General features: G+C 66.6%; 26 protein-coding genes. 16 read left to right on the top strand and 10 right to left on the bottom strand.

Annotated features, from left to right (window positions below):
* Positions 1–14: 14 nt before the first annotated feature.
* The 11 genes from JQX13_RS30515 (at position 15) to JQX13_RS30565 (ending at position 8061) form a co-directional block, all read left to right on the top strand.
* Positions 15–920 (top strand): flagellar hook-length control protein FliK, encoded by a 906-nt coding sequence (locus JQX13_RS30515; RefSeq protein WP_203402997.1) that lies wholly within the window; start codon positions 15–17, stop codon positions 918–920.
* Positions 917–2284, top strand: a complete 1368-nt coding sequence (gene sctQ / locus JQX13_RS30520; protein WP_203402998.1) for a type III secretion system cytoplasmic ring protein SctQ — start codon at positions 917–919, stop codon at positions 2282–2284. The genes JQX13_RS30515 and sctQ overlap by 4 nt, the downstream gene beginning before the upstream one ends.
* Before the next feature lie 158 nt (positions 2285–2442).
* The gene (locus JQX13_RS30525) at positions 2443–3066 is read left to right on the top strand and encodes a flagellar biosynthetic protein FliO (RefSeq protein WP_203402999.1); all 624 of its coding nucleotides are present in this window, start codon (positions 2443–2445) and stop codon (positions 3064–3066) included.
* 11 nt (positions 3067–3077) lie between these two features.
* Positions 3078–3914 (top strand): type III secretion system export apparatus subunit SctR, encoded by an 837-nt coding sequence (sctR, locus tag JQX13_RS30530; RefSeq protein ID WP_203403000.1) that lies wholly within the window; start codon positions 3078–3080, stop codon positions 3912–3914.
* Between the two features lie 7 nt (positions 3915–3921).
* Positions 3922–4185: a flagellar biosynthesis protein FliQ gene (fliQ, locus tag JQX13_RS30535; RefSeq protein WP_203403001.1), complete on the top strand. Its 264-nt coding sequence runs from the start codon at positions 3922–3924 to the stop codon at positions 4183–4185.
* Positions 4182–5000, top strand: a complete 819-nt coding sequence (locus tag JQX13_RS30540; RefSeq protein ID WP_203403002.1) for a flagellar biosynthetic protein FliR — start codon at positions 4182–4184, stop codon at positions 4998–5000. The genes fliQ and JQX13_RS30540 overlap by 4 nt, the downstream gene beginning before the upstream one ends.
* 15 nt (positions 5001–5015) lie before the next feature.
* Positions 5016–6080 (top strand): type III secretion system export apparatus subunit SctU, encoded by a 1065-nt coding sequence (sctU, locus tag JQX13_RS30545; protein ID WP_203403003.1) that lies wholly within the window; start codon positions 5016–5018, stop codon positions 6078–6080.
* 33 nt (positions 6081–6113) lie between these two features.
* Positions 6114–6395, top strand: coding sequence for an EscU/YscU/HrcU family type III secretion system export apparatus switch protein (locus tag JQX13_RS30550; RefSeq protein WP_203403004.1), 282 nt, complete (start codon positions 6114–6116; stop codon positions 6393–6395).
* A 49-nt stretch (positions 6396–6444) separates the two neighbouring features.
* Positions 6445–6921: a hypothetical protein gene (locus JQX13_RS30555; RefSeq protein ID WP_203403005.1), complete on the top strand. Its 477-nt coding sequence runs from the start codon at positions 6445–6447 to the stop codon at positions 6919–6921.
* 4 nt (positions 6922–6925) lie between these two features.
* A complete protein-coding gene (locus JQX13_RS30560) occupies positions 6926–7405 on the top strand; it encodes a SycD/LcrH family type III secretion system chaperone (protein ID WP_203403006.1) in 480 nt (159 codons plus the stop codon).
* Between the two features lie 101 nt (positions 7406–7506).
* Positions 7507–8061: a hypothetical protein gene (locus JQX13_RS30565; protein ID WP_203403007.1), complete on the top strand. Its 555-nt coding sequence runs from the start codon at positions 7507–7509 to the stop codon at positions 8059–8061.
* A gap of 179 nt (positions 8062–8240) precedes the next feature.
* On the opposite strand, the gene JQX13_RS30570 is transcribed toward JQX13_RS30565, so the two are convergent.
* Positions 8241–8471, bottom strand: coding sequence for a hypothetical protein (locus tag JQX13_RS30570; protein ID WP_203403008.1), 231 nt, complete (start codon positions 8469–8471; stop codon positions 8241–8243).
* Positions 8472–8696: 225 nt separating this feature from the next.
* On the opposite strand from JQX13_RS30570, the gene JQX13_RS30575 reads away from it, so the two are divergent.
* Entirely contained in the window at positions 8697–9074 is a 378-nt protein-coding gene (locus tag JQX13_RS30575) for a hypothetical protein (RefSeq protein WP_203403009.1), read from the top strand.
* Between the two features lie 274 nt (positions 9075–9348).
* On the opposite strand, the gene JQX13_RS30580 is transcribed toward JQX13_RS30575, so the two are convergent.
* Positions 9349–9579 (bottom strand): hypothetical protein, encoded by a 231-nt coding sequence (locus tag JQX13_RS30580; protein WP_203403010.1) that lies wholly within the window; start codon positions 9577–9579, stop codon positions 9349–9351.
* A 201-nt stretch (positions 9580–9780) separates the two neighbouring features.
* On the opposite strand from JQX13_RS30580, the gene JQX13_RS30585 reads away from it, so the two are divergent.
* Positions 9781–10299, top strand: coding sequence for a hypothetical protein (locus JQX13_RS30585; protein WP_203403011.1), 519 nt, complete (start codon positions 9781–9783; stop codon positions 10297–10299).
* Positions 10300–10480: 181 nt separating this feature from the next.
* On the opposite strand, the gene JQX13_RS30590 is transcribed toward JQX13_RS30585, so the two are convergent.
* The 5 genes from JQX13_RS30590 to JQX13_RS30610 all read right to left on the bottom strand — a co-directional run bounded on the left by JQX13_RS30590 (position 10481) and on the right by JQX13_RS30610 (position 13488).
* Entirely contained in the window at positions 10481–10711 is a 231-nt protein-coding gene (locus JQX13_RS30590; protein ID WP_203403012.1) for a hypothetical protein, read from the bottom strand.
* Between the two features lie 193 nt (positions 10712–10904).
* Complete coding sequence (locus JQX13_RS30595) at positions 10905–11411, bottom strand: tetratricopeptide repeat protein (RefSeq protein ID WP_203403013.1); 507 nt, start codon at positions 11409–11411, stop codon at positions 10905–10907.
* Positions 11412–11459: 48 nt separating this feature from the next.
* The gene (locus JQX13_RS30600; protein ID WP_239013949.1) at positions 11460–12512 is read right to left on the bottom strand and encodes a DUF1521 domain-containing protein; all 1053 of its coding nucleotides are present in this window, start codon (positions 12510–12512) and stop codon (positions 11460–11462) included.
* 250 nt (positions 12513–12762) lie between these two features.
* The gene (locus tag JQX13_RS30605) at positions 12763–12993 is read right to left on the bottom strand and encodes a hypothetical protein (RefSeq protein ID WP_203403012.1); all 231 of its coding nucleotides are present in this window, start codon (positions 12991–12993) and stop codon (positions 12763–12765) included.
* Between the two features lie 264 nt (positions 12994–13257).
* Positions 13258–13488, bottom strand: coding sequence for a hypothetical protein (locus tag JQX13_RS30610; RefSeq protein ID WP_203403014.1), 231 nt, complete (start codon positions 13486–13488; stop codon positions 13258–13260).
* Between the two features lie 200 nt (positions 13489–13688).
* Here JQX13_RS30610 and JQX13_RS30615 point away from each other — a divergent pair, with 200 nt between their 5' ends.
* Both JQX13_RS30615 and sctV read left to right on the top strand, forming a co-directional pair.
* A complete protein-coding gene (locus JQX13_RS30615; protein ID WP_203403015.1) occupies positions 13689–14162 on the top strand; it encodes a tetratricopeptide repeat protein in 474 nt (157 codons plus the stop codon).
* Positions 14163–14255: 93 nt separating this feature from the next.
* Positions 14256–16382: a type III secretion system export apparatus subunit SctV gene (gene sctV, locus JQX13_RS30620; protein WP_203403016.1), complete on the top strand. Its 2127-nt coding sequence runs from the start codon at positions 14256–14258 to the stop codon at positions 16380–16382.
* A gap of 197 nt (positions 16383–16579) precedes the next feature.
* Here sctV and JQX13_RS30625 read toward each other — a convergent pair whose 3' ends face one another.
* Together JQX13_RS30625 and JQX13_RS30630 are read right to left on the bottom strand one after the other, a co-directional pair.
* Positions 16580–17683 (bottom strand): FHA domain-containing protein, encoded by a 1104-nt coding sequence (locus JQX13_RS30625; RefSeq protein ID WP_203403017.1) that lies wholly within the window; start codon positions 17681–17683, stop codon positions 16580–16582.
* A gap of 30 nt (positions 17684–17713) precedes the next feature.
* Positions 17714–18769: a tetratricopeptide repeat protein gene (locus JQX13_RS30630; RefSeq protein WP_203403018.1), complete on the bottom strand. Its 1056-nt coding sequence runs from the start codon at positions 18767–18769 to the stop codon at positions 17714–17716.
* Positions 18770–18881: 112 nt separating this feature from the next.
* Here JQX13_RS30630 and JQX13_RS30635 point away from each other — a divergent pair, with 112 nt between their 5' ends.
* On the top strand, positions 18882–19397 hold the full coding sequence (locus tag JQX13_RS30635; RefSeq protein WP_203403019.1) for an outer membrane beta-barrel protein: 516 nt from the start codon (positions 18882–18884) through the stop codon (positions 19395–19397).
* Here the strand turns inward: JQX13_RS30635 and JQX13_RS30640 are convergent.
* Positions 19394–20191 carry an RDD family protein gene (locus JQX13_RS30640; protein ID WP_203403020.1) on the bottom strand — a complete coding sequence of 266 codons (798 nt, stop codon included), beginning with the start codon at positions 20189–20191 and terminating at the stop codon, positions 19394–19396. The genes JQX13_RS30635 and JQX13_RS30640 overlap by 4 nt on opposite strands.
* Positions 20192–20373 lie beyond the last annotated feature (182 nt).

Consider the following 20373-nt stretch of genomic DNA (forward strand, 5'->3'; position numbering starts at 1 on the left):
CAGGTGGTGTCGCGATGAGCCGAGTCGAAGACGATCGTCAGGCGCAGAGAGCCGCGGAGCGGCTGGTCCAGGAGAAGCAACTCCAGGAGTCCAAGGCGAAGCAGCGCCAGGAGGGGGAGTCCGCCTTCTCCAGGCTGGTGCAGCAGCAGAAGGCCGCGCTGCCTCAGCAGCCCAAGACGCCCCAGCAGCAGAGCCTGGGCAAGTCCGTCCTGGCGCGGCTGCAACAGGAGGGCAAGTCGGGAGAGCTGCGCGGTCAGCAGCGCCAGCTGGGCAAGTCCGAGACGGCGCAGCCCGGACAGGGCCAGGGCCAGGTGACCCAGGGCCGGCAGCAGGACCAGGGCGTGACGCAGACGCGCCGCGAGTCGCGCGCGACGGATGCCAAGGTGACCCGCGAGGCCCTGGAGGAGCGCGGAGATGCGCTCAGCAAGGACAGCGAGCACGCGGCGGATGGCGTGCAGGCCCGGTTGCAGGGCAGGGGCTCGCTCAAGACGAACGCGGACGGCGGCGGCAAGCAGGGCGATGGAGACGGCAAGGACAAGAAGGACGGCTCGGAGATGGGCGCGAGCTTCCGGTTCAACCCCGCGTTGATGGCGCCGGTTCCGGTGGCCAAGCCCAAGCCCACCGCGGGCTCGGAGCGGCTGCGCGCCCTCGCCAACGAGATCGCCCAGAAGATCGTCGAGCGGGTGCGGGTGGGCACCAACGCCGCGGGTAACGCGGAGTTCCAGATCGACCTGCGCAACGACGTGCTCAGCGGCCTGTCCATCAAGCTCACCGCGAAGAACGGGAAGATCCAGGCCGTCTTCAGCGGCGGCGATCGGGACGTGCTGAAGATGCTCGAGGAGCAGCGTGACGGTCTCAAGAGCGCGCTGGCCGGACGGGGTCTCACTCTCGAGGAGCTGAGGGTCGAGGCGAAGTCATGAGTCTCGAGGCGGATGACGGGTCCGGCGGGCATGAAGAACGGACCATGGTGGTGGACACCCGGCTGCTGAAGCGGTCGGCGAAGTCGTGGCGGCCCTATACCTTCAAGCTGGAAAAGGTTTCTCTCAACGAGTCGCGGATCGCCGGGCGGATGAGGTGGCTGACGCCGAAGGCGGAGGCGATCGAGGCGCTGTGCGCCCGGCTCAAGGACATCTTCGACGCGCAGGTGGGTTTCTCGCAGGAGTCGGTGCGGGTGCTCGCTCCGGCCGAGCTGCGCCGTCACCTGGCCGAGCCCACCTTCCTGTCCTTCCTGGTGCCCGGTGCGCATCGCGGGCGCGCGGTGCTGGAGCTCGAGCTGCCCCTGGCCCACGCGGCGGTGGATACGCTGCTGGGTGGCGCGGGTGAGACGGTGGGCCTGCGGCCCCTGACGGACATCGAGGAGGGCGTGGCGAGCTTCGTCATCCTCGAGGCGATCAAGGCACTGGCTCCAGGGATGGATCCGGGGCAGCCCAAGCTGCGGTTGGAGGGCGTGGCGCGCGGGGTGGACGAGGCGGTGGCGCGGCTGAGCGAGGAGGGACCGGTGCTGGTGGTGCACCTCCGGGCCCGGCTCGGCGCCCAGGAAGGGATGGTCCGCGTCTTCGTTCCCTCGGGCGTGCTGGAGGTGATGGAGCCGGCACAGGTGACCGAGCAGCGGCGGGCGATGTTGCAAGCGGACATGCGGGCCCACCTGGGCCGGCTGTCGTCGGTGCGCACCTGGCTGCGCGCGGAGATCGGCCACGCGGAGATCTCCAGCCATGACCTGGCGAGCCTCCGGGTGAAGGACGTGGTGCTGGTGGACGAGCTCTCGGCCCGGCCGGATCGGGGTGAGGAGGGCACCGCGCGGCTGCGCCTGGGGCTGGGCCGCCAGGGCTACCTGGACGCCCAGGTCTTCGTCGAGAACGACCAGTACCAGGCGCGCATCACCGAGGTGGTGCTCGGCGAGCAGGCCCTCCTCCAGCGGCGCGTGCCTTCCGAGGCGGATGAGGCCGCGGCGGAGGCCCTGGGCGAGTCCGGAGAGTCAGAGGACGGTGAGGAGTTCACCGACCCCGAGAGACGCAACCCCCTGGTGGAGAGTGGAGCCGTGGACGACAGAATGGATTCGGGAGACCTGTTGGGTGACATCCCCCTGCAGATCTCCGTGGAGCTGGCCCGGGTGCCGGTGACGGCGGACCAGGTGGTGTCCCTGCGGACCGGCCAGGTCATCGAGTTGCGCCGGGCGCCCGGCGAGCCGGTGGACCTGTCGGTGAATGGCAAGGTGATTGCCCGGGGCGAGTTGGTGGAGATGGAGGGGCAGCTGGGCGTGCGGATCCTCTCGCTCGCGGGCTGAGGCCCGCCGCCGGGCCGAGGGGAGCCGCCGTGGCATTGCAACGAGGAGAGCAGCGCGTGTCGCGGTGGGATGACCCAGGCAGGCAAGCGATGGGGCGGAGCAGGGGAGGGCGGACCCGTGGCGGTCGCCTGTCCGATGAACTAGCCTCGCGCCCCACCATGGCAGTGTCCCCCGTCCTCCCCTCGCGTCCAGCCCTGCTGGTGTGCGCCTGCGTTCTGTTGGCGCCACTGGCCCGGGCCCAGGCTCCCGCTCCGGGCGCGCAGCCACCTGCCGCCGCCGAAGTGGCACCCGCGCAGCCGTCTCCTTCCCCCGCCTCCGCGACGCCGCCGTCCTCCTTCGAGGAGCCCTCGCTGACGGACGGTATGAAGGAGGAGCCCGAGAGCCTCGGGTGGATGCTGACGCGCACGCTGCTGCTGTTCGGCGCGGTGCTGGCCTCCATCTACCTCACCCTCAACGTGGGCCTGCGCAAGCTGATGGGCCTGCAGGGCATGCCCGTGGGGCGGCCCTCGGTGGTGTCGGTGGTGGAGCGGGTGGCGTTGGATCAACGCCGCACCCTCTTCGTGCTGAAGGCCGCGGACGAGTACCTGCTGGTGGGTGGTGGCGAAGCGGGGTTGCAGTTGCTGTCCAAGCTCGACACCGAGGCCGTGGAGCGCATCCGTTCCGAGCGGCCTCCGGCCAATGTGGTTCCCCTCTCTCCTTTTCTCAAGAAGCTCCTCGCCCGCCGCGACGCCACGCAGCAGGGTGCTACCCAACCGAGCGGCACCCGGCCGCCGGGCGCCTGAAGAGACGACCCGTGAGATTCACGCCCAACGTTCGCTTCCCCGCCCTCCGTCTCTCGCCGTGGCTCTTCACCGTGTTCTTCGCGCTGGAGCCGTTCATCGCCTTCGCCCAACGCAACAAGCGGGGGGGTGGCACCTCCGTCGACGCGGCGGTGAACGTCGAGTCGGTGAGCCCCGACTCCTTCGCCTCGCGTCCGCTGGTGCTGATGCTGGCGCTGGCCGCGCTGTCGCTCGTCCCCTTCGTGTTGATGATGGTGACGAGCTTCGTGAAGATCTCCGTGGTGCTCTCCATCGTGCGCTCGGCGCTGGGCACCCAGCAGATTCCTCCCACGCAGGTCATCACCGGCCTGGCCATCATCCTCACCGTCTACATCATGGCCCCGGTGGGCCAGGCCATGTACCGGGCCTCGGAGGTGGACATCCTGGCCAGGGGGCCGAGCCTGTTGTCCTCGGAGTCGGTGGGCAGGCTGATGGAGGCGGCCAGCAAGTCCAAGGAGCCGCTGCGCGACTTCCTCAACAAGAAGATCACCGCGAAGGACCGCGCGCTCTTCTTCAACCTGGCCAAGAAGATGCGGGCCTCCGAGGAGGACCGGAAGGATCTCACGGAGCGGGACTTCATGATCATCGTCCCCGCCTTCGTCGTGTCCGAACTGAAGGAGGCCTTCCAGATCGGCTTCCTGCTCTTCGTGCCCTTCATCGTCATCGACATGGTGGTGGCCAACATCCTGCTGGCGCTGGGCATGCAGATGCTCTCGCCCACCACCATCTCCATGCCCTTCAAGCTGCTCCTCTTCGTCGTCGTGGACGGCTGGTACCTCATCGCCAAGGGCCTGGTCATCGGCTACCTGTGAGACGCACATGCACCAGCTCAACACCATCCTCCAGCAGGCGCTCTACCTGGTCATCCTCGTCTCGGCCCCGCCGGTGCTGATGGCCCTGTTGGTGGGTCTGATCGTCGCCGTCTTCCAGGCCACCACGCAGATCCAGGAGCAGACGCTCTCGTTCGCGCCCAAGCTCGTCGCCGTGTTCGGCATCCTGGCGCTCCTCGGCCCCTGGATTGGCATGCAGCTGGTGCGCTTCACCTTCCACGTCTTCGATCAGTTCCCGGCCCTCATCCGATGAACGTCTCCGAGGTCATCGCCAGGCTGACGGAGCAGGCCAACCTCTCGCTCGTCATCTTCACGATGGGCCTGCTCCTGTGCCGGATCATGCCGGTGCTGGTGCTCTCGCCCTTCCTGGGCGGCGAGGTGGTGCCCACGGAGATCAAGATGGGCGTGGGCGTCACGCTCTCCGCGGTGCTCTTCCCGGCGGTGAGCTCGCGCATGGGCGCCATCCCCACCAGCGCGCTGCCCTACATCGGGTTGCTGCTCAAGGAGATCTTCATCGGCGTGGCGCTGGCGACGATCGTCAGCATGGTCTTCGAGGCGGCGCGGGTGGCCGGCAACATCGCCGACACCATGTCGGGCAGCAACAACGCGCAGCTCTTCGTGCCGCAGATCGGCCAGCAGGTCTCGCTCTTCTCCAACCTCAAGATCCAGCTGGCGGTGGTGCTCTTCCTCACGCTCAATGGCCACCACCTGGTCATCAATGCGCTCGCCGACAGCCTCGCCATCGTGCCCCTGGACGGCTTCCCGCGCTTCAGCTCGGGTCAGTGGTCCTTCTTCGAGCTGTTCATCCGCTCCTTCGCGGACCTGTTGAAGATCGCCCTCGCGCTCTCCGCGCCGACCCTGCTGGCCTCGTTCCTGACGGACATGGCGCTGGGCGCCATCAACCGCGTGGCGCCCCAGGTGCAGGTGTTCTTCATCTCCATGTCCATCAAGCCGCTGGTGACGGTCATCGTCGTCTCCATCTCCCTGGGCCTCATCATGGGGCGGATGCAGGCGGAGTTCGCCTCCATGCTGGCCATGCTTCGCCACGCGGTGCGCCTGCTCGGCTGAGCCGAGGTCCTCTCCATGTCCGGCGAAAAGACAGAAGAACCCACACAAAAGAAGCTCGACGACGCACGCAAGAAGGGCCAGGTCTGGAAGAGCAAGGACCTGACGGGCGTGTTCGGCCTCGTGGTGGGCCTGGGCGTGGTCAAGGCGACGTGGTCCAACGTGGAGTCGAAGCTCACCGAGCTCTTCCGGTTCAGCTTCGATCACATCGCCCACCCGGAGAACCTGCAGGAGGCCACCTCTCAGCTCATGACGATGGGCCTGTCCACCGTCATCCTGCTCTCGTTGCCGGTGGTGGTGGCGGTGGCCATCATGGGCGGCCTGGTGGACTTCCTCCTGGTGGGCTCGCTGTTCACGATGGAACCGTTGATGCCCAAGCTGGAGAAGCTCAACCCCATCGAGGGGATGAAGAACCTCATCTCCAAGAAGCAGCTCGTCGAGCTGCTCAAGAACGTGACGAAGATCTCCGTGGCCGCCTACGTGACCTACGGCGTGGTGCGCGATGCCATGCCCCTGGTGGTGGAGACGGTGCGTCGCGACGTCTCGGTGGCCCTGGCGGTGATGGGCGAGCTGGTGTTCCGCCTCGCCGTGCGCGTGGGCCTGGTGTTCTTCCTCTTCGCCATCTTCGACGTCTGGTGGCAGCGCAAGTCGTACATGAAGGACCAGATGATGTCGAAGGAGGACGTGAAGAAGGAATACAAGGAGAGCGAGGGAGATCCGCACCAGAAGGCCAAGCGCAAGGAGATGGCGCAGGAGATTCTGGAGGGCGCGCAGATGGAGGCCGTGAAGGACGCCGACGTCATCGTCACCAACCCGGACCACGTGGCCGTGGCGCTCAAGTACGACAAGGACAAGGACACCGCGCCGCGCGTGCTGGTGAAGGGCCTGGACTTCAAGGCCGAGCGCATCAAGGCCATCGCTCGCGAGCGGGACGTGCCCACGCTGCGCAACGTGCCCCTGGCGCACGCGCTGCTGCGCGTGGAGGTGGGCGAGGAAGTCCCCGAGGAGCTGTACGACGCGGTCGCCGAGGTGCTCAACTTCGTCTACGGCCTGAAGAACGCCAACCCGGCGGCGCGTGCGTGAGGCCGCGCTTCCCGTTGCCGACGCGAGGTTCCCATGAATGACGACGTCGAGATGGCGATCGCGCTCAAGTACGACAAGGACAAGGACACCGCGCCGCGCGTGGTGGCCAAGGGCCTGCGCCTCAAGGCGGAGAAGATCCGGGAGATCGCGAAGCAGTACAACATCCCGCTCATGAAGAACGTGCCCCTGGCCAACGCGCTCTACCGCGTCGACGTGGGCCAGGAAGTCCCCGAGGAGCTCTACGACGCCGTCGCGGAGGTCCTCAATTTCGTCTACGAGCTGCAGCGCGAGCAGCAGGCAGGCGGCAAACGTTGAGGGTGGGGTAGACTGCTCCCCCCACCTGGAGTGAGGTTCGGACCCGACCATGGCCAAAATCAACAATCAGCCCCCGAGAGCCCCCCTCTGGCCCTGGGGTGGACCCCGCGCCGTCCGTGAGAAGCTGGTCGACCCGTCCCAGTTCGACCGCAAGAAGCGCAAGGCCGGCAACCCGAAGAGCCCGGCGCTCGCCTCGGCGGCGCTGCTGGACTTCATCGGCCCGGCGCACTCCTCGGAGGAGATCCGCCTGCCCGAGCCTCCGCTCCCCAAGGGGCATGAGGCGGACCTGGAGGGCATGTCGGACCGGCCGTACCTGGGCAGCGTGGCCGGGCGCGCGGACGGTGAGCAGCGGCAGATGCTCGAGCGCAGCCTGGGCCGCATCAACGCGCCGCCGGAGCGGATGGAGCGCCTCAAGGGCCTGCTGCAGCGCGAGGCGCAGATGCTGGCGCTGGTGGGCCAGGTCCACTCCGAGGTCCTGGAGATCCAGCGCCGCATGCGCGAGGAGCAGCGGGACGAGGGGTACTAGCACCATGGCCGCATCCGACAGCAACAACCCGCCGAAGGACGAGGCGAAGCTCACCGCGTTGGTCCAACGCTGGGCGGAGGGCAAGGCCACGCTGCGCGACGTGCGCGGCTATTCGGACGAGGAGCTGTACGCCATCGCCAAGACGGCCTACTTCTTCTACTATCAGGGCCGGATCGCCGAGGCGCGCACGCTCTTCCAGGGCCTCTACGCCATCAACCCCGCGGACGCCTACTTCGCCAAGGCGCTCGGGGTGGTGGAGATGGCCGCCGGCAACTCGCAGGGTGCACTGGCAGCCTACGACGTGGCCCTCAAGCTGGACGCCCGTGATGCGCAGGCCTACGTGGGCCGTGCCGAGGTGCGGCTGACCCTGGGCCAGAAGGCCCAGGCCGTGGAGGATCTGCGCCGGGCCATCTCCCTGGCCCCGGAAGACGACCCGGTGGCCCGCAAGGCGAACGCCCTGGTGGAAGCGCTCATGGGCCGCTGAGCCGGTCCGGACACCGCGGAGTGTATTACAGGAGTTTACCGCCCTTTCTGGATACGCTGAGTTCTTGTAACGTCCGATGTATCCCTTTGGAGGAATTGCTCATGTCGACGTCCAACAACAAGCTGACTGTGCCCGCCGAAATGCCGCCCGCGGCTCCGGCTGATCTTGTCGCCAAGCGCGATCAAATCGTTGCCGAGCTGGAGAAGGCCGCGAAGGAGGCCTCTGGTACCCTCCAGCAGGTGCTGCGCAAGATGATCACCCTTCTGGCCAGCACGAAGCCGGGGGCCCCCTACGACCCCCAGTCCCTGCAGGACGTCAAGGACGCCTTCGTCCGTTACTCGCAGGACCCGGAGGCGCTCGCCAAGCCCCGCCCGGCCATCCTCATGGAGTCGGTGGAGTGGATGCAGGCGTATCTCGCGTCGCGTGGCTTCCCCGTGCAGGGCGCCGGTGCCGCGCCTGCCGCCGCGCCTGCTTCCAAGCCCGCGGCCGCCGCCGGCACGGCCAGCAAGGACAGCTTCGAGTCGGGTTCCGCTCAGCACGCGCGCTCGCTCGGCGGTGACGTCCCCGTTCCCCCGGGTCAGTCGAAGGAGCAGGAGCAGCTCGAGTCCATGAAGAGCTGGATGCTGAATCCCTCGCTGGGCAAGGTGAAGGGCTGAGAGGCCCGCGGGCGGTGTGCTCCGTGCTCGGAACGCACCGCCCTTCCCACTCGGGCCTGGGTCCCACCGGCCCGCGTGGGAAAAAGAAAAAGCCGGCCAGGCACTGGGAGCCTCCCGGAGAAGCGGGGAGGGCCAGGCGAGGCCGGCTTGGAGGCGGGGCACGAGGCCACCGCCAGGGACTACTTGAGGTTGTTGATGACGGACATCGCGATCTCGTTGAGCTTCTTGAGCATGTTGGAGATGAAGGCCACGGTCTCCTGCTGCTTCTGGAGGGCGAGCTGGGCCTCCATACGAGCGCGGTCGGCGCCGCTCAGCTGGCTGAGCATGTTCTTCTCGGCCGCGCTGAAGCCGTTGGCGCTGGGGGCGAGGGCGGAAGCGAGGGCGGCGTTGGCCTGGTTGTTGACGGACATGGCGATCTCCTGGGAAGGCGGTGCGAGGTTGGGCACAGCGACCTGCTGACAAAAGGATTATCGCCGCGTGGCTCCGGGAGTTTCCTCCCCCTTTTTTCTCCGCTTTTTTCGGGCGCCTCTCCGCTCCTGGAACGGGTTTCCACAGGATTCGAAAAAGGGCACGCAACACTTCGCCAGGCTCTGCGACAATCTCTCCAAAGGCTCAATTTTCGGAGGACGAATTTCATGACGGCGATCAACGGTTCCAGCAGCGCCCGCTCCGCGTCCGTGGCCAACACCACCACCCTCTCGCCGGCCGAGGCGACGAACGCCTGGCAGACCGAGCTGAACAACGACGTCACCGAGCGGGGCAAGCTGCCCACCGACAGCTGGCAGTACCTCAACCCCGAGCGGACCGCGGCCTACAAGGCGAAGGTCTCCGAGGACATGACCAGGTTCCTGAAGCAGAATCCGAACGCCACGGAGGCCGAGATCAAGAAGGCCGCCAACGAGAGCATCAAGAAGCACTCGACGCACGAGGTGCTCGGCAAGATGGAGTTCGAGTACTTCCTCAAGAAGATGACGTCGCGTTCCCAGGAGCTGTCGCAGGACATGTGGAAGTAGGGACGTGACGGACAGGCCGTGCGTCGAGCGCGGCCACGTCATTCCAGCAGCCGCTCGGACGGTCTTCGCTCTCCACCGGGGAGGCAGAGGACGCGAGCGGCTGTTGTGCTTGCGGGGTCGGTACGCCTGGAGTCCCGCGTCGCGAGTTCGAGGCTCACGTGGCGGAGGAGGGAGAAAAAGAAAAAGCCGGCCAGGCACTGGGAGCCTCCCGGAGAAGCGGGGAGGGCCAGGCGAGGCCGGCTTGGAGGCGGGGCACGAGGCCGCCGCCAGGGGACTACTTGAGGTTGTTGATGACGGACATCGCGATCTCGTTGAGCTTCTTGAGCATGTTGGAGATGAAGGCCACGGTCTCCTGCTGCTTCTGGAGGGCGAGCTGGGCCTCCATACGAGCGCGGTCGGCGCCGCTCAGCTGGTTGAGCATGTTCTTCTCGGCCGCGCTGAAGCCGTTGGCGCTGGGGGCGAGGGCGGAAGCGAGAGCGGCGTTGGCCTGGTTGTTGACGGACATGGCGGTCTCCTGAAAAGGCGGTGCGAGGTTGGGTACAGCGACCTGCTGACAAAAGGATTATCGCCGCGTGGCTCCGGGAGTTTCCTCCCCCATTTTTTTTCCGCTTTTTGTCCCAACTCCGGGAGGAGGAGTAGAACGGGCCCTCTCCGAGGAAGACGAGCAGTCTGCTAGACTCCCCCACCTTCATAGGAGGCTCGTTTCATGTCGACGCCCAAGCGCCCCGCGAATCCGACGGATCTGCTCGCCTGGCGGGATCAACTGATCGCCGAGCTGGAGCGTAACGCGAAGACGGCCAAGGGCTCCCTTCAGCTGGTGCTGCTCAAGATGCACTCCCTGGTGGGAGGCTCCAGGCCCGGAGGGTCCCTCGACAGGCAACTCTTCCAGGAGCTCCAGGAAGCCTACGCCCGGTTCTCGCAGGATCCGTCCGCTCAGCGAACGCCGTCCGTCATCATGGAGTGCCTCGATTGGGTCCATACCTGCTTCATCGCCCCCAGCTCCTCCGCCTCGGGTAACGCAGGTTCCGTGGCGAAGTCGTCGGCCGCGGTTCCGGGCGCGGGCAAGAGCGGCAAGGACAGCTTCGAGTCGGGCGCGGCCCCTCGCGCGCGCTCCCTGACGGGGGAAGTCTCCGTTGCGTCGGCTCAGCCGAAGGAACAGCAGCCGCAGCTCGAGTCCGTGAAGACCTGGATGATGAATCCCTCGCTGGGCAAGGTGAAGGGCTGAGAGGCCCGCGGGCGGTGTGCTCCGTGCTCGGAACGCACCGCCCTTTTCCCACTCGGGCCTGGGTCCCACCGGCCCGCGTGGGAAAAAGAAAAAGCCGGCCAGGCACTGGGAGCCTCCCGGAGAAGCGGGGAGGGCCAGGCGAGGCCGGCTTGGAGGCGGGGCGCGAGGCCACCGCCAGGGACTACTTGAGGTTGTTGATGACGGACATCGCGATCTCGTTGAGCTTCTTCATCATGTTGGAGATGAAGGCCACGGTCTCCTGCTGCTTCTGGAGGGCGAGCTGGGCCTCCATGCGAGCGCGGTCGGCGCCGCTCAGCTGGCTGAGCATGTTCTTCTCGGCCGCGCTGAAGCCGTTGGCGCTGGGGGCGAGGGCGGAAGCGAGGGCGGCGTTGGCCTGGTTGTTGACGGACATGGTGATCTCCTGGGAAGGCGGTGCGAGGTTGGGTACAGCGACCTGCTGACAAAAGGATTATCGCCGCGTGGCTCCGGGAGTTTCCTCCCCCATTTTTTCTCCGCTTTTTCGGGTGCTCCGGACGCGGAAATGGAGACGCCCGGCACTCGCTTGCGCGCGGCCGGGCGTCGGAGTCGATTCGATGGGGTGAGCGCTACTTGCCCGACTTCGCCTGATCCGCCTGCTGCTTGAGGACCAACAGCATCGAGCGGGCTCGCTGCGTCGAGCGGCGCTTGAGCTCTGGATCCTTCTTGACTGCCAGGGTGAAGTCCACCAGCCCCTCGGGCACGTTCCCGCGGCGCAGGTGGATCTCTCCGCGCCCCACGAGTGCGTCCACGTTGCTCCCGTTGAAGCGGAGCGACTGCGAGAATTCCTCGAAGGCCTCGTCGTACCGCTCCAGGGTCATGTACGTCGCCGCGAGCTGGCAGTGGAAGACGCTATCGTACGGAGCCGCCGCGACCAGTCCCTGGAAGATCTGCAACGCCTGCTGCGTGCTGCCCGCCTGCAGGAGGTTGTGCGCGGTCTCCGCCCACCGGTAGAGCACCTGGGTGGGCATCCCCAGGAACTCGCCGAGGGTGATCTCCCCGCGAATCAACTTCTCGCCAGCTTCCTTCTCACGCTGGGCATTTTCGTTACTGGACGAGGAAGAGTCGCTGCTCATGGAGCCCTCGGGGACGGGGCTCGCGGCCCCGTCCGTTGGTGGAGGCGGCTAGGCGATGCTCGAGCCGCGGGAGCGCAGCATACCACTGAGCTCGAACTGCCGCTGCAGCGTCTGGAGCATGATGCTCAGCGCCTTGAAGGACGACTTCATGCCCTCGAGGTGCTGGTTGCGGTCGTACTTGAAGATGTCGTCCTGCCGGCGGAACGGGTTGAAGCCGTGCGAGCGGGTGCTGCTCAGGGAGTCGAAGAGCTTCTGCACGGAGTCGAAGCTGTTCTGGATGGACTTCAGCGTGTCGCTGGCGCTGCTCGGGGAGTCGAACAGGGTCTTCCAGTTCTGCTGAACCAGGTTCAACTCGTTCCGGGTCTTCAGCTTCTCGCCCTGGTTCTCCGAACCGATGATCTCCCGGTCCTCGAAGTTCCACTCGGCCGACGTCTTGCCCATGGTGACACGGTCCCCCCCCTGGGCGTTGAACTTGAAGAGCGCGTCGTCACCGTCGAAGGTGACCTGGCCGACCTTGCCCTTGCCCTTGTCGATGTCGGTGACGCACACGTGGCTGTCACCATTGATGATGTCCAGCTGGCCGGTGACGGTCGCGCCGTTGCCGTAGGGCTTGCAGGTCACGTCGATGCGGGTGCCGTCGCCGAGCACGAACTCCGTGTTCTTCTTGAAGTCCCACTTGCCGCCGTCGCTCTCCTCCACGTGCGGGTCGCCCCACACGCGGGTCTCCTTCTTGTCCGGACCGGTGATCTTCCACTCGAACTGGCCCAGCTGCTCGATGACGTAGCCGCCCGGCGTGGTGATCTTCCCGTCCTTGTCGACCTTGAGGCTGGCCTCACGGTCATACGACTCGACGGGGTTCGGCTTCTCGGTGGGGAAGCACCCGGTGTTGCCGTGGGCGGGCTTCGTCTGCCCGGGCTGCGCCTTGCCCATCTGGTCCGCCAGCTCGAGCGCCTTGCCGGCCACGTTCAACGCCTGGTTCATCAAGTTCAGCGTCGACTCGATGAGCTGCGCGTTCGTCGCGAGGTTCTGCGCGCTCACGCCGCCGAAGTTGAGGTTGGTCGCAGTGGACAGCCGGGCCGTCTGGTTGTTGATGGCAGTCATGTGTTCTCCAGGAGGGAGAGAGGAGCGGCGATGTGTGCTTCGTGATTGGATTATCTGCGAACCACTTCCTGGGTTGCGTGGGCGAGATATTACCGAGTTTCGGGCGAATTACGCGGCGGCTCCTCGGAGCGCGAGCCCAGGGCCCGAGGGAAAAAGAAAAAGCCGGCCAGGCACTGGGGGCCTCCCGGAGAAGCGGGGAGGGCCAGGCGGGGCCGGCTTGGAAGGCGGGGCACGAGGCCGCCGCCAGGGACTACTTGAGGTTGTTGATGACGGACATCGCGATCTCGTTGAGCTTCTTCATCATGTTGGAGATGAAGGCCACGGTCTCCTGCTGCTTCTGGAGGGCGAGCTGGGCCTCCATGCGAGCGCGGTCGGCGCCGCTCAGCTGGCTGAGCATGTTCTTCTCGGCCGCGCTGAAGCCGTTGGCGCTGGGGGCGAGGGCGGAAGCGAGGGCGGCGTTGGCCTGGTTGTTGACGGACATGATGATCTCCTGGGAAGGCGGTGCGAGGTTGGGTACAGCGACCTGCTGACAAAAGGATTATCGCCGCGTGGCTCCGGGAGTTTCCTCCCCCATTTTTTTCTCCGCTTTTTGGGGGGTCGCGCACGGGAACGCACGGGGCCCGAGGCTCGAGGGGGAGGCGGGAGAAAAAGAAAAAGCCGGCCAGGCACTGGGGGCCTCCCGGAGAAGCGGGGAGGGCCAGGCGGGGCCGGCTTGGAAGGCGGGGCACGAGGCCGCCGCCAGGGACTACTTGAGGTTGTTGATGACGGACATCGCGATCTCGTTGAGCTTCTTCATCATGTTGGAGATGAAGGCCACGGTCTCCTGCTGCTTCTGGAGGGCGAGCTGGGCCTCCATGCGAGCGCGGTCGGGGCCGCTCAGCTGGCTGAGCATGTTCTTCTCGGCCGCGCTGAAGCCGTTGGCGCTGGGGGCGAGGGCGGAAGCGAGGGCGGCGTTGGCCTGATTGTTGACGGACATGGCGAGCTCCTGGAGAGGCGGTGGGGACTGCGGGGCGGGAACACCTTGATCATCGCTGATCAGGCCCAGGAAGTTTCCTCATTATTTTCACAGGATTCAAGCTTTGGCGGGGTATCTGGTGCTGGCGGTGCTCACGGAGTAGAGTGCAGCCGCCCATCCACCCATGGGGGCTCGAGCAGGGGCATGAGGGAGTAGCGAGGATGACGACCGAGTCCAAGGCGACGGCATCGACCCAGGAGGAGCGCCCACTGTCCGGGCCCGAGATGATCGAGCGGGCCATGAAGGGCTTCCAGGCCTACGAGCAGGGTCGCTACGAGGATGCCCGCGCCGTCTTCGTGGAGCTGGCGGCGTATGATCCCACCGAGGGCTATTACCGCACGGCGCTCGGGGCCATCTGCCTGGCCGTGGACGAACTGGACGACGCGCTGGCCCACTTCAACGAGGCCCTGCGGCTCAACCCGACGGACTGTCCTGCTCTCGTCAATCGGGGAGAGGTCCACCTCCGCCTGGGGAGCCTCCTGGAAGCGGCCGAGGACTTCTCCCGGGTGGTGGCGTTGGATCCAGAGAACAAGGATCCGCTCAGCGAGCGCGCGCGGCTCCTGGCCGAGGCCGCACGCCAGAGCGCCGCCGAGGAAGCCCTGCAGGATTCCACCGACGGTGGGACGACCCTCTAGCCGCACCCATTCGAAGAAAGCCCAGGCATCCAGGGGAGCTCGGGCAGGGAGGCTTGGGAATGGCGCCCGGTCCCGCTAGGATCGGAACCGCCAATGTCAGCCCAGAGTAACAGCTTCCTGTCCAAGTACTCCGACATCGTCCTCGCCTGCGTGGTGGTGGCCATCATCGGGATGATGATCGTCCCGCTGCCCACGCTGCTGCTGGACGTGCTGCTCACCTTGAACATCAGCATCTCCGTCGTCCTGTTGCTGATCTCCCTGTACGTGCCGCAGGCGCTGCGGCTGTCGGTGTTCCCGACGCTGTTGCTCATCACCACGATGTACCGGCTGGCGCTCACCATCTCCACGACGCGCCTCATCCTGCTGACGGGTGATCCCGGAGAGGTGGTCGAGGCCTTCGGCCATTTCGTGGTTCAGGGCAACTTCGTCGTCGGTCTGGTCATCTTCGTCATCCTCGTCATCGTCAACTTCATCGTCATCTCCAAGGGCAGCGAGCGCGTGGCCGAGGTGGCCGCGCGCTTCACCCTGGACGCCATGCCCGGCAAGCAGATGTCCATCGACGCGGACATGCGCTCGGGCTCCATCGACCAGGAGGAGGGCAAGCGCAAGCGCCGCGACCTGGAGCGCGAGAGCCAGCTCTTTGGCGCCATGGACGGCGCGATGAAGTTCGTCAAGGGCGACGCCATCGCCAGCATCATCATCACCGTCATCAACATCGTCGGTGGTCTCGTCATCGGCGTGATGCAGAAGGACATGGACGTCGCGAGCGCGGCGCAGAAGTACACGCTGCTCACCATCGGTGACGGTCTGGTGGGCATGATCCCCGCCATCCTCATCTCCACCTGCGCCGGTATCATCGTGACGCGCGTGGGCGGCGATGAGGAGGGCAACCACCTCGGCCAGGACGTGGGCTCGCAGCTCACCGCCTACCCGAAGGCCATCGCCATCGCCGCGGGCATGCTCTTCGTGCTCGGCCTCATCCCCGGTCTGCCCAAGATTCCGTTCTTCCTCCTCGGGGCCGGAGCCGGTTACGGCGCCTGGACGATGATGAGGAAGGACAAGGCGGGCGCGATGGGCGAGGAGGGTGGCCTCACCGCGGGGGAGACGCCCCCGGGCGAGACGCCGGCGGCCACCGAGCCCCAGCCAAAGGAGCCCATCAACCCGGACTCCGAGCTCTTCATCCCCGTCGTCACGCCCATCGTGCTGGAGGTCTCCGACGCCCTGGTGCCCTTCGTGGACTCGCGCCAGGACAACGGCAAGTTCCTCTTCGAGCTCATCCCCTTCATGCGCGATGGTCTCTTCGTGGAGCTGGGCGTGCGTTTCCCCGGCGTTCGCGCTCGCGGCAACCCGAACCTGCCCCCCGGCTCGTACCAGATTCAGCTCAACGAGGTCCCCGTGGTGACGGGCCAGGCCACCATCGGCCACGTGCTCGTCAACGACACTGTGGAGCGCCTGCGGTTGATGAACATCCAGGGCTTCGAGGCGCTCAACCCCGCGACCCGCCAGCCCGCGGCGTGGGTGCCCGAGCAGCACAAGGAAACGCTCGAGGCGGCGGGCCTCACCACCTGGGACGTGCCCGGCTACATCATCCTCCACCTGGCCGCCGTGCTGCGCCGCCAGGCGCGCGAGTTCATCGGCGTCCAGGAGACGCAGTCGATGCTCGACCAGCTGGAGAAGGCCTTCCCCGCCATCGTCAAGGAAGTGGTCCCCAAGGTCGTTACCGTGCTCAAGCTCACGGACATCCTCGGGCGCCTGGTGGAGGAGGAGATCTCCATCCGCGACCTGCGCGGCATCCTCCAGGCCCTGGCCGAGTACGGTCAGGTCGAGGCCGACAACGTGATGCTCACCGAGCACGTGCGCTCCAGCCTGCGGCGCTACGTGTCCCACAAGTTCGCGCGCGGCACGGGCACCCTGGTGGTCTACCTGTTGGATCCGCAGATCGAGGAGGCCATCCGCAGCTCCATCAAGCGCACCTCGGCGGGCACCCACCTGGCGCTGGAGCCGGACATCGCCCAGGAGATCGTCCAGGCGGTCAAGTCCGAGTGTGGCCACCTGCCGCCCAGCGCGCAGCGCCCCGTCATCCTCACCGCGATGGACATCCGGCGCTACGTGCGCAAGTTGCTCGAGTTCGAGTTCAACCCACCGTTCTCCATCGTCAGCTTCCAGGAGCTGTCCCCGGACCTCAACATCCAGCCGGTGGCCCGCATCTCCATCCGCTAACCTCTTGAAGGACTACACTGGGAAGCACATGCGCTGATGACCGCGGCCATTTCCCCTCTCCCTCCGGGAGAGGGACGGGGTGAGGGTAGTGGGTGAACCCGGGTTGAATCCCCTGTCCTCACCGGGGGCCACGGGTGGGAGAACGGGCTCGGATACCCTCACCCCCCGCCCTCTCCCAGAGGGAGAGGGAGCTGGTTTCAGACTCCGACGAACAGGGCGATCAGCACTCCCACCGCCGTCAGGCCGATGACGCCCAGCACCACCAGCGGGATGAGGCGCTTCACGTCCTTCTCCGGAGCCTCATCCACCAACTCGTCGCGGCGGCTGGACCTCGGGGACGCTTCCATCATGGGCGGCTCCGCGGGAGGCTCCTCGGCGGGTGCTTCCGGCTCCTCCGGTGGCTCCGCGGCGGGCTCCTCGGCGGGTGCTTCCGGCTCCTCCTGGGCCTCGGCTTGAACGGGCTCCGGGGGCTTCTCGGTGGAGGTGGCGGAGCGCTTCGTCGAGGACGTGCGCTCGCGCACGGCCGACAGCGGGCTCGTCGTGTTGCCCTCGCCGCTCGTGGCCGAGGCCACCTCCGCGGCCAGGACCTCGGCCTGCTCCTCGGGCGCCTCGGATGGGCAGACGTAGACGAAGCGGACTCCGCCCACCTCCAGCTCGTCACCGTCCCGGAGCATCTTGCGCGACACCCGCTTGCGGTTGAGCTTGATGCCGTTGCGGCTGCCCAGGTCCTCCACGTGCGTGCCGGACCAGTCGCGCCGCACCTTCACGTGCCGGCGGGAGATGAGATCGTCCTGGAACACCACGTCCGCTGACTCGTCGCGGCCGATGACGAATTCCTGGGCGTCGTTGATCTCCAGGCGCTCGCCCTCGCGCGGGCCGTTCATCACCCGGAGGTAGCGCTCCTCGCTACCGGACAGGCCCCGCATCACGTCCTTCACCATGTTGCGGGCGACGAAGGACGTCTTCTGCGAGTCCACGTCGTGGGGCAGGTCCGCCACCTTGTCGAAGCGGATGTCGAACTGGGCGATGACGATCATGTCACCATTGCGCAGCAGCCGCTTCTCTCCCTTGGGCAGGGGCTTGCCGTTCACCTGGGTGCCGTAGGCGCTGCCCAGATCCTCCAGGAAGAAGAGGTTGCCCTCCTGGGTGATGCGGGCGTGGCTGCGCGACACGGCCTGCTGCGCCAACACCACCTGGCAGCCCTTGTCGCGGCCCAGGGTGATGATGGACTCGTCGAGGACGAACTCGGTGGCTTTCGCACCGGCCGTACTGCTCTCTTTGACCGTAAGCCTGACGCTCATCGCGATGGCGGGGGTGTTCGTGGGCGGGCGCTAGTACGACTGCGCGCTGAGGAACTTCTCGCACGTCTCTATCTCGGAGGGAAAGTCCTCCACCGAGCCGTACTTGAGGAAGTTCTTGCAGGCGATCTCCGCGGACTGGCGCTTCTGGCCTTCCGAGTAGAGCTGGAACAGGCCGTAGTGGCAGGGGGCGTACTTGCCGTCCAGCTTGAGGCAGGCCTTGTAGGTCCGCTCCTCCTCGGACAGCAGCCCCTGCTCCTTGTACTTGCGCGCCAGCTCGAAGAGGGCGGGAGGCGTGTTCTCCGCCCTCTGCGTGTCGCGGAACTCCTTGAGGGCCGAGTCCGTGAGGGCCGCCTTGCGCTGGGCGATGCTCAGGTTGTTGAGGCACTGCGGGTGATCATTCTGGAGGGCCACGCAGCTGCCAAAGGCCTGCCGGGCGTCCTCGAAGCGGCTGAGCTCCATCAGCACCGCGCCCAGGTCGTTCCACCACTCCGGGTTGAGGTTGGGGGCGAGCTGGACGCACTTCGTCATCTCCTGCGCGGCCTCTTCCTTGAGGCCCTGCTGGTATTTGACGATGCCCAGATCGTGGTGGACCTGGGCGTTGTTGGGATCAATCACCAGCAGGGTGAGGAACTCCTTCTCTGCCTTGTCCAGCTTCTTCATGTTGATGAAGGTGAGCCCCAGGTTGTACCGGGCCTCGACGTAGTCCGGGTTCACCTTCAGCGCGCGCTGGAAGCTGTCGTGCGCCTTCCCGAGGGCACCCTCGTCCAGGTAGATCTTGCCGAGGCTCGCGTAGGCGGTCGCCTGGTCCTGGTTGAAGCGGATGGCCTTGATGAAGAACTCCTTGGCCTGCTTCCTGTTGTCCATGCACATGGCGATGAGGCCCTTGTTGGACCACAGGTCCGCGTACTGGGGTGCGAACTCGAGCCCCAGGTCACAGTACACCTCGGCCTGCTTGCAGTTGCCCCGGGCCAGCTCCTGGGTACACAGCTCGTTGTTGACCAGGGCCCGGTCGGAGGGCGGCGGGGTGTTGATGCAGCCGGAGGCCAGGAGCAGGGGGACGACGAGCGCGGAGCGGAGGGAAGGCATGATCGGCGGGAGTGTAGGAGAAGCCCCCTACCCGGATCAACGTCCCCGGAAGGCGGGAATCCTTGCGGTTTCGGTGGTTTAGCCGCCGCCAGGGGACGCTAGAGTCCGCGCCATGCGCTCGTTCTTCTACGCTCTTGGCCTCTCGGTGGCCCTCTTCGTGGCCGCTCCCGCCCATGCCCAGTTCGCCAACCGAAGCCTGGGCCTGTCGCTGGGCTACATGAACTTCAACAACACGGCCAGCCTCAACAACACCGTGTTCCTCGGGCTCGACGCCAGCCTCTACATCGAGAGTGGCTTCGAGGTCGTCTCGCTGACGAAGATCGCCTTCCCGTACGATCCCATCAGCGAGCAGCGCGTGGTGGGCCTGGCTCCGTCACTGGGCATCCGCTACCTCATCTTCGAGGAGAACATCCGTCCCTATATCGGCGCGGACCTGAGCTACCTGCACGTCTTCAAGCCGCAGGGGGACTCGAACTTCTTCGGTGTGGGGCCCAACGCCGGCATCGAGTTCTTCGTGTCGGACTCCATCAGCCTGGGCGCGCGGGCGCAGTTCAACGCCTACCTGTCCCTGACGGAGCGGGTGCAGACGTCGCTCATCCTGTCCGCGGGCACGTCCGTCTACTTCTAGGCCACCGCGCGAGCCCCGGTCCCCATCCGCGAGCCGGGGGCGGGAATGAGGGCCGCGGCCACCAGCAGCGTCCACTTCTCGTCCGAGAGGTGGGCCGGCTTCTCCATGGCCAGCAGCTCCTGGAGCCTCGTGCCGAGCGCGGAGAAGAGGCGCAGGCGGGCCTCCATCCGCAGCTCCTCGCGCCGGAGGGCGGCGGAGAGCACCACCTCGCGCGCCTCGGCGCTCAGCCGCTTCACCCGCGAGACGAAGAGGGGATCCGCCAACAGCCCCTCTCCGGCCGCCGCCCCGATGGCCGAGGGCGCCTTGAGGCGGCGCTCGCGCACGACGATGGTGCCGGCGAGCATGTCTCCCAGCCGCTGGTGCGAGCCGGACAGCAGCGCCGTCACCCCGCCCACCAGATAGAGGAAGGGGAGACGGTCCACCGGCCGCGCCAGGTTGCGCAGCGCCGCGTGGTAGAAGCCGATGCGCACCCCGCTGCGCTGGATGACGCGCAGGCCCATGACGCGCTTGCCCACCGTCTGTCCGCTCCAGGCCGTCTCCAGGGCGATGCCGTAGCCCCAGTCCACCAGGAAGTAGATGACGAACCCCAGGGCGCTGGCGAAGCCGGGGAAGAGCCCCATCGTCATGGCGAGTCCCATGAGGACCACGCTCGTGCCCACCACGACGATGAGCGTGTCCAGCAGCCACGCCAGGAAGCGCGAGTAGATGCCCGCCAGCGTGAAGCGGAACTCCACGTACTCGGGCGTGAGCACGGTGTGGGTCCCGTCGAGGAGGGTGTCAGGCGTGTCCGTCACGGCTCCAGTCTAGGCCAGAGTCACGCCGCGTGCCTTTTGGTTGGCGTGTGTCTCTGAGAATATTCCCGGTGGTGCTCCCTCCCGAGCGCCATGCTCTGAGAGGCTGAATGCGCTGGGCGATTTCGCCCGCTGTCATCTCCAGGGAGGGGGAATCCTCATGTGTCGTGGTGCTCGCAGTCTTG

Origin of the sequence: Archangium violaceum (assembly GCF_016859125.1) — a bacterium.
Classification (GTDB): domain Bacteria; phylum Myxococcota; class Myxococcia; order Myxococcales; family Myxococcaceae; genus Archangium; species Archangium violaceum_A.

Bases quoted from the DNA above. Each gene is read 5' to 3' on its own strand.
- JQX13_RS30515 (WP_203402997.1), top strand. From the start codon at position 15: ATGAGCCGAGTCGAAGACGATCGTCAGGCGCAGAGAGCCGCGGAGCGG.
- sctQ (WP_203402998.1), top strand. From the start codon at position 917: ATGAGTCTCGAGGCGGATGACGGGTCCGGCGGGCATGAAGAACGGACC.
- JQX13_RS30525 (WP_203402999.1), top strand. From the start codon at position 2,443: ATGGCAGTGTCCCCCGTCCTCCCCTCGCGTCCAGCCCTGCTGGTGTGC.
- fliQ (WP_203403001.1), top strand. From the start codon at position 3,922: ATGCACCAGCTCAACACCATCCTCCAGCAGGCGCTCTACCTGGTCATC.
- JQX13_RS30540 (WP_203403002.1), top strand. From the start codon at position 4,182: ATGAACGTCTCCGAGGTCATCGCCAGGCTGACGGAGCAGGCCAACCTC.
- sctU (WP_203403003.1), top strand. From the start codon at position 5,016: ATGTCCGGCGAAAAGACAGAAGAACCCACACAAAAGAAGCTCGACGAC.
- JQX13_RS30550 (WP_203403004.1), top strand. From the start codon at position 6,114: ATGAATGACGACGTCGAGATGGCGATCGCGCTCAAGTACGACAAGGAC.
- JQX13_RS30555 (WP_203403005.1), top strand. From the start codon at position 6,445: ATGGCCAAAATCAACAATCAGCCCCCGAGAGCCCCCCTCTGGCCCTGG.
- JQX13_RS30560 (WP_203403006.1), top strand. From the start codon at position 6,926: ATGGCCGCATCCGACAGCAACAACCCGCCGAAGGACGAGGCGAAGCTC.
- JQX13_RS30565 (WP_203403007.1), top strand. From the start codon at position 7,507: ATGTCGACGTCCAACAACAAGCTGACTGTGCCCGCCGAAATGCCGCCC.
- JQX13_RS30570 (WP_203403008.1), bottom strand. From the start codon at position 8,471: ATGTCCGTCAACAACCAGGCCAACGCCGCCCTCGCTTCCGCCCTCGCC.
- JQX13_RS30575 (WP_203403009.1), top strand. From the start codon at position 8,697: ATGACGGCGATCAACGGTTCCAGCAGCGCCCGCTCCGCGTCCGTGGCC.
- JQX13_RS30580 (WP_203403010.1), bottom strand. From the start codon at position 9,579: ATGTCCGTCAACAACCAGGCCAACGCCGCTCTCGCTTCCGCCCTCGCC.
- JQX13_RS30585 (WP_203403011.1), top strand. From the start codon at position 9,781: ATGTCGACGCCCAAGCGCCCCGCGAATCCGACGGATCTGCTCGCCTGG.
- JQX13_RS30590 (WP_203403012.1), bottom strand. From the start codon at position 10,711: ATGTCCGTCAACAACCAGGCCAACGCCGCCCTCGCTTCCGCCCTCGCC.
- JQX13_RS30595 (WP_203403013.1), bottom strand. From the start codon at position 11,411: ATGAGCAGCGACTCTTCCTCGTCCAGTAACGAAAATGCCCAGCGTGAG.
- JQX13_RS30600 (WP_239013949.1), bottom strand. From the start codon at position 12,512: ATGACTGCCATCAACAACCAGACGGCCCGGCTGTCCACTGCGACCAAC.
- JQX13_RS30605 (WP_203403012.1), bottom strand. From the start codon at position 12,993: ATGTCCGTCAACAACCAGGCCAACGCCGCCCTCGCTTCCGCCCTCGCC.
- JQX13_RS30610 (WP_203403014.1), bottom strand. From the start codon at position 13,488: ATGTCCGTCAACAATCAGGCCAACGCCGCCCTCGCTTCCGCCCTCGCC.
- JQX13_RS30615 (WP_203403015.1), top strand. From the start codon at position 13,689: ATGACGACCGAGTCCAAGGCGACGGCATCGACCCAGGAGGAGCGCCCA.
- sctV (WP_203403016.1), top strand. From the start codon at position 14,256: ATGTCAGCCCAGAGTAACAGCTTCCTGTCCAAGTACTCCGACATCGTC.
- JQX13_RS30625 (WP_203403017.1), bottom strand. From the start codon at position 17,683: ATGAGCGTCAGGCTTACGGTCAAAGAGAGCAGTACGGCCGGTGCGAAA.
- JQX13_RS30630 (WP_203403018.1), bottom strand. From the start codon at position 18,769: ATGCCTTCCCTCCGCTCCGCGCTCGTCGTCCCCCTGCTCCTGGCCTCC.
- JQX13_RS30635 (WP_203403019.1), top strand. From the start codon at position 18,882: ATGCGCTCGTTCTTCTACGCTCTTGGCCTCTCGGTGGCCCTCTTCGTG.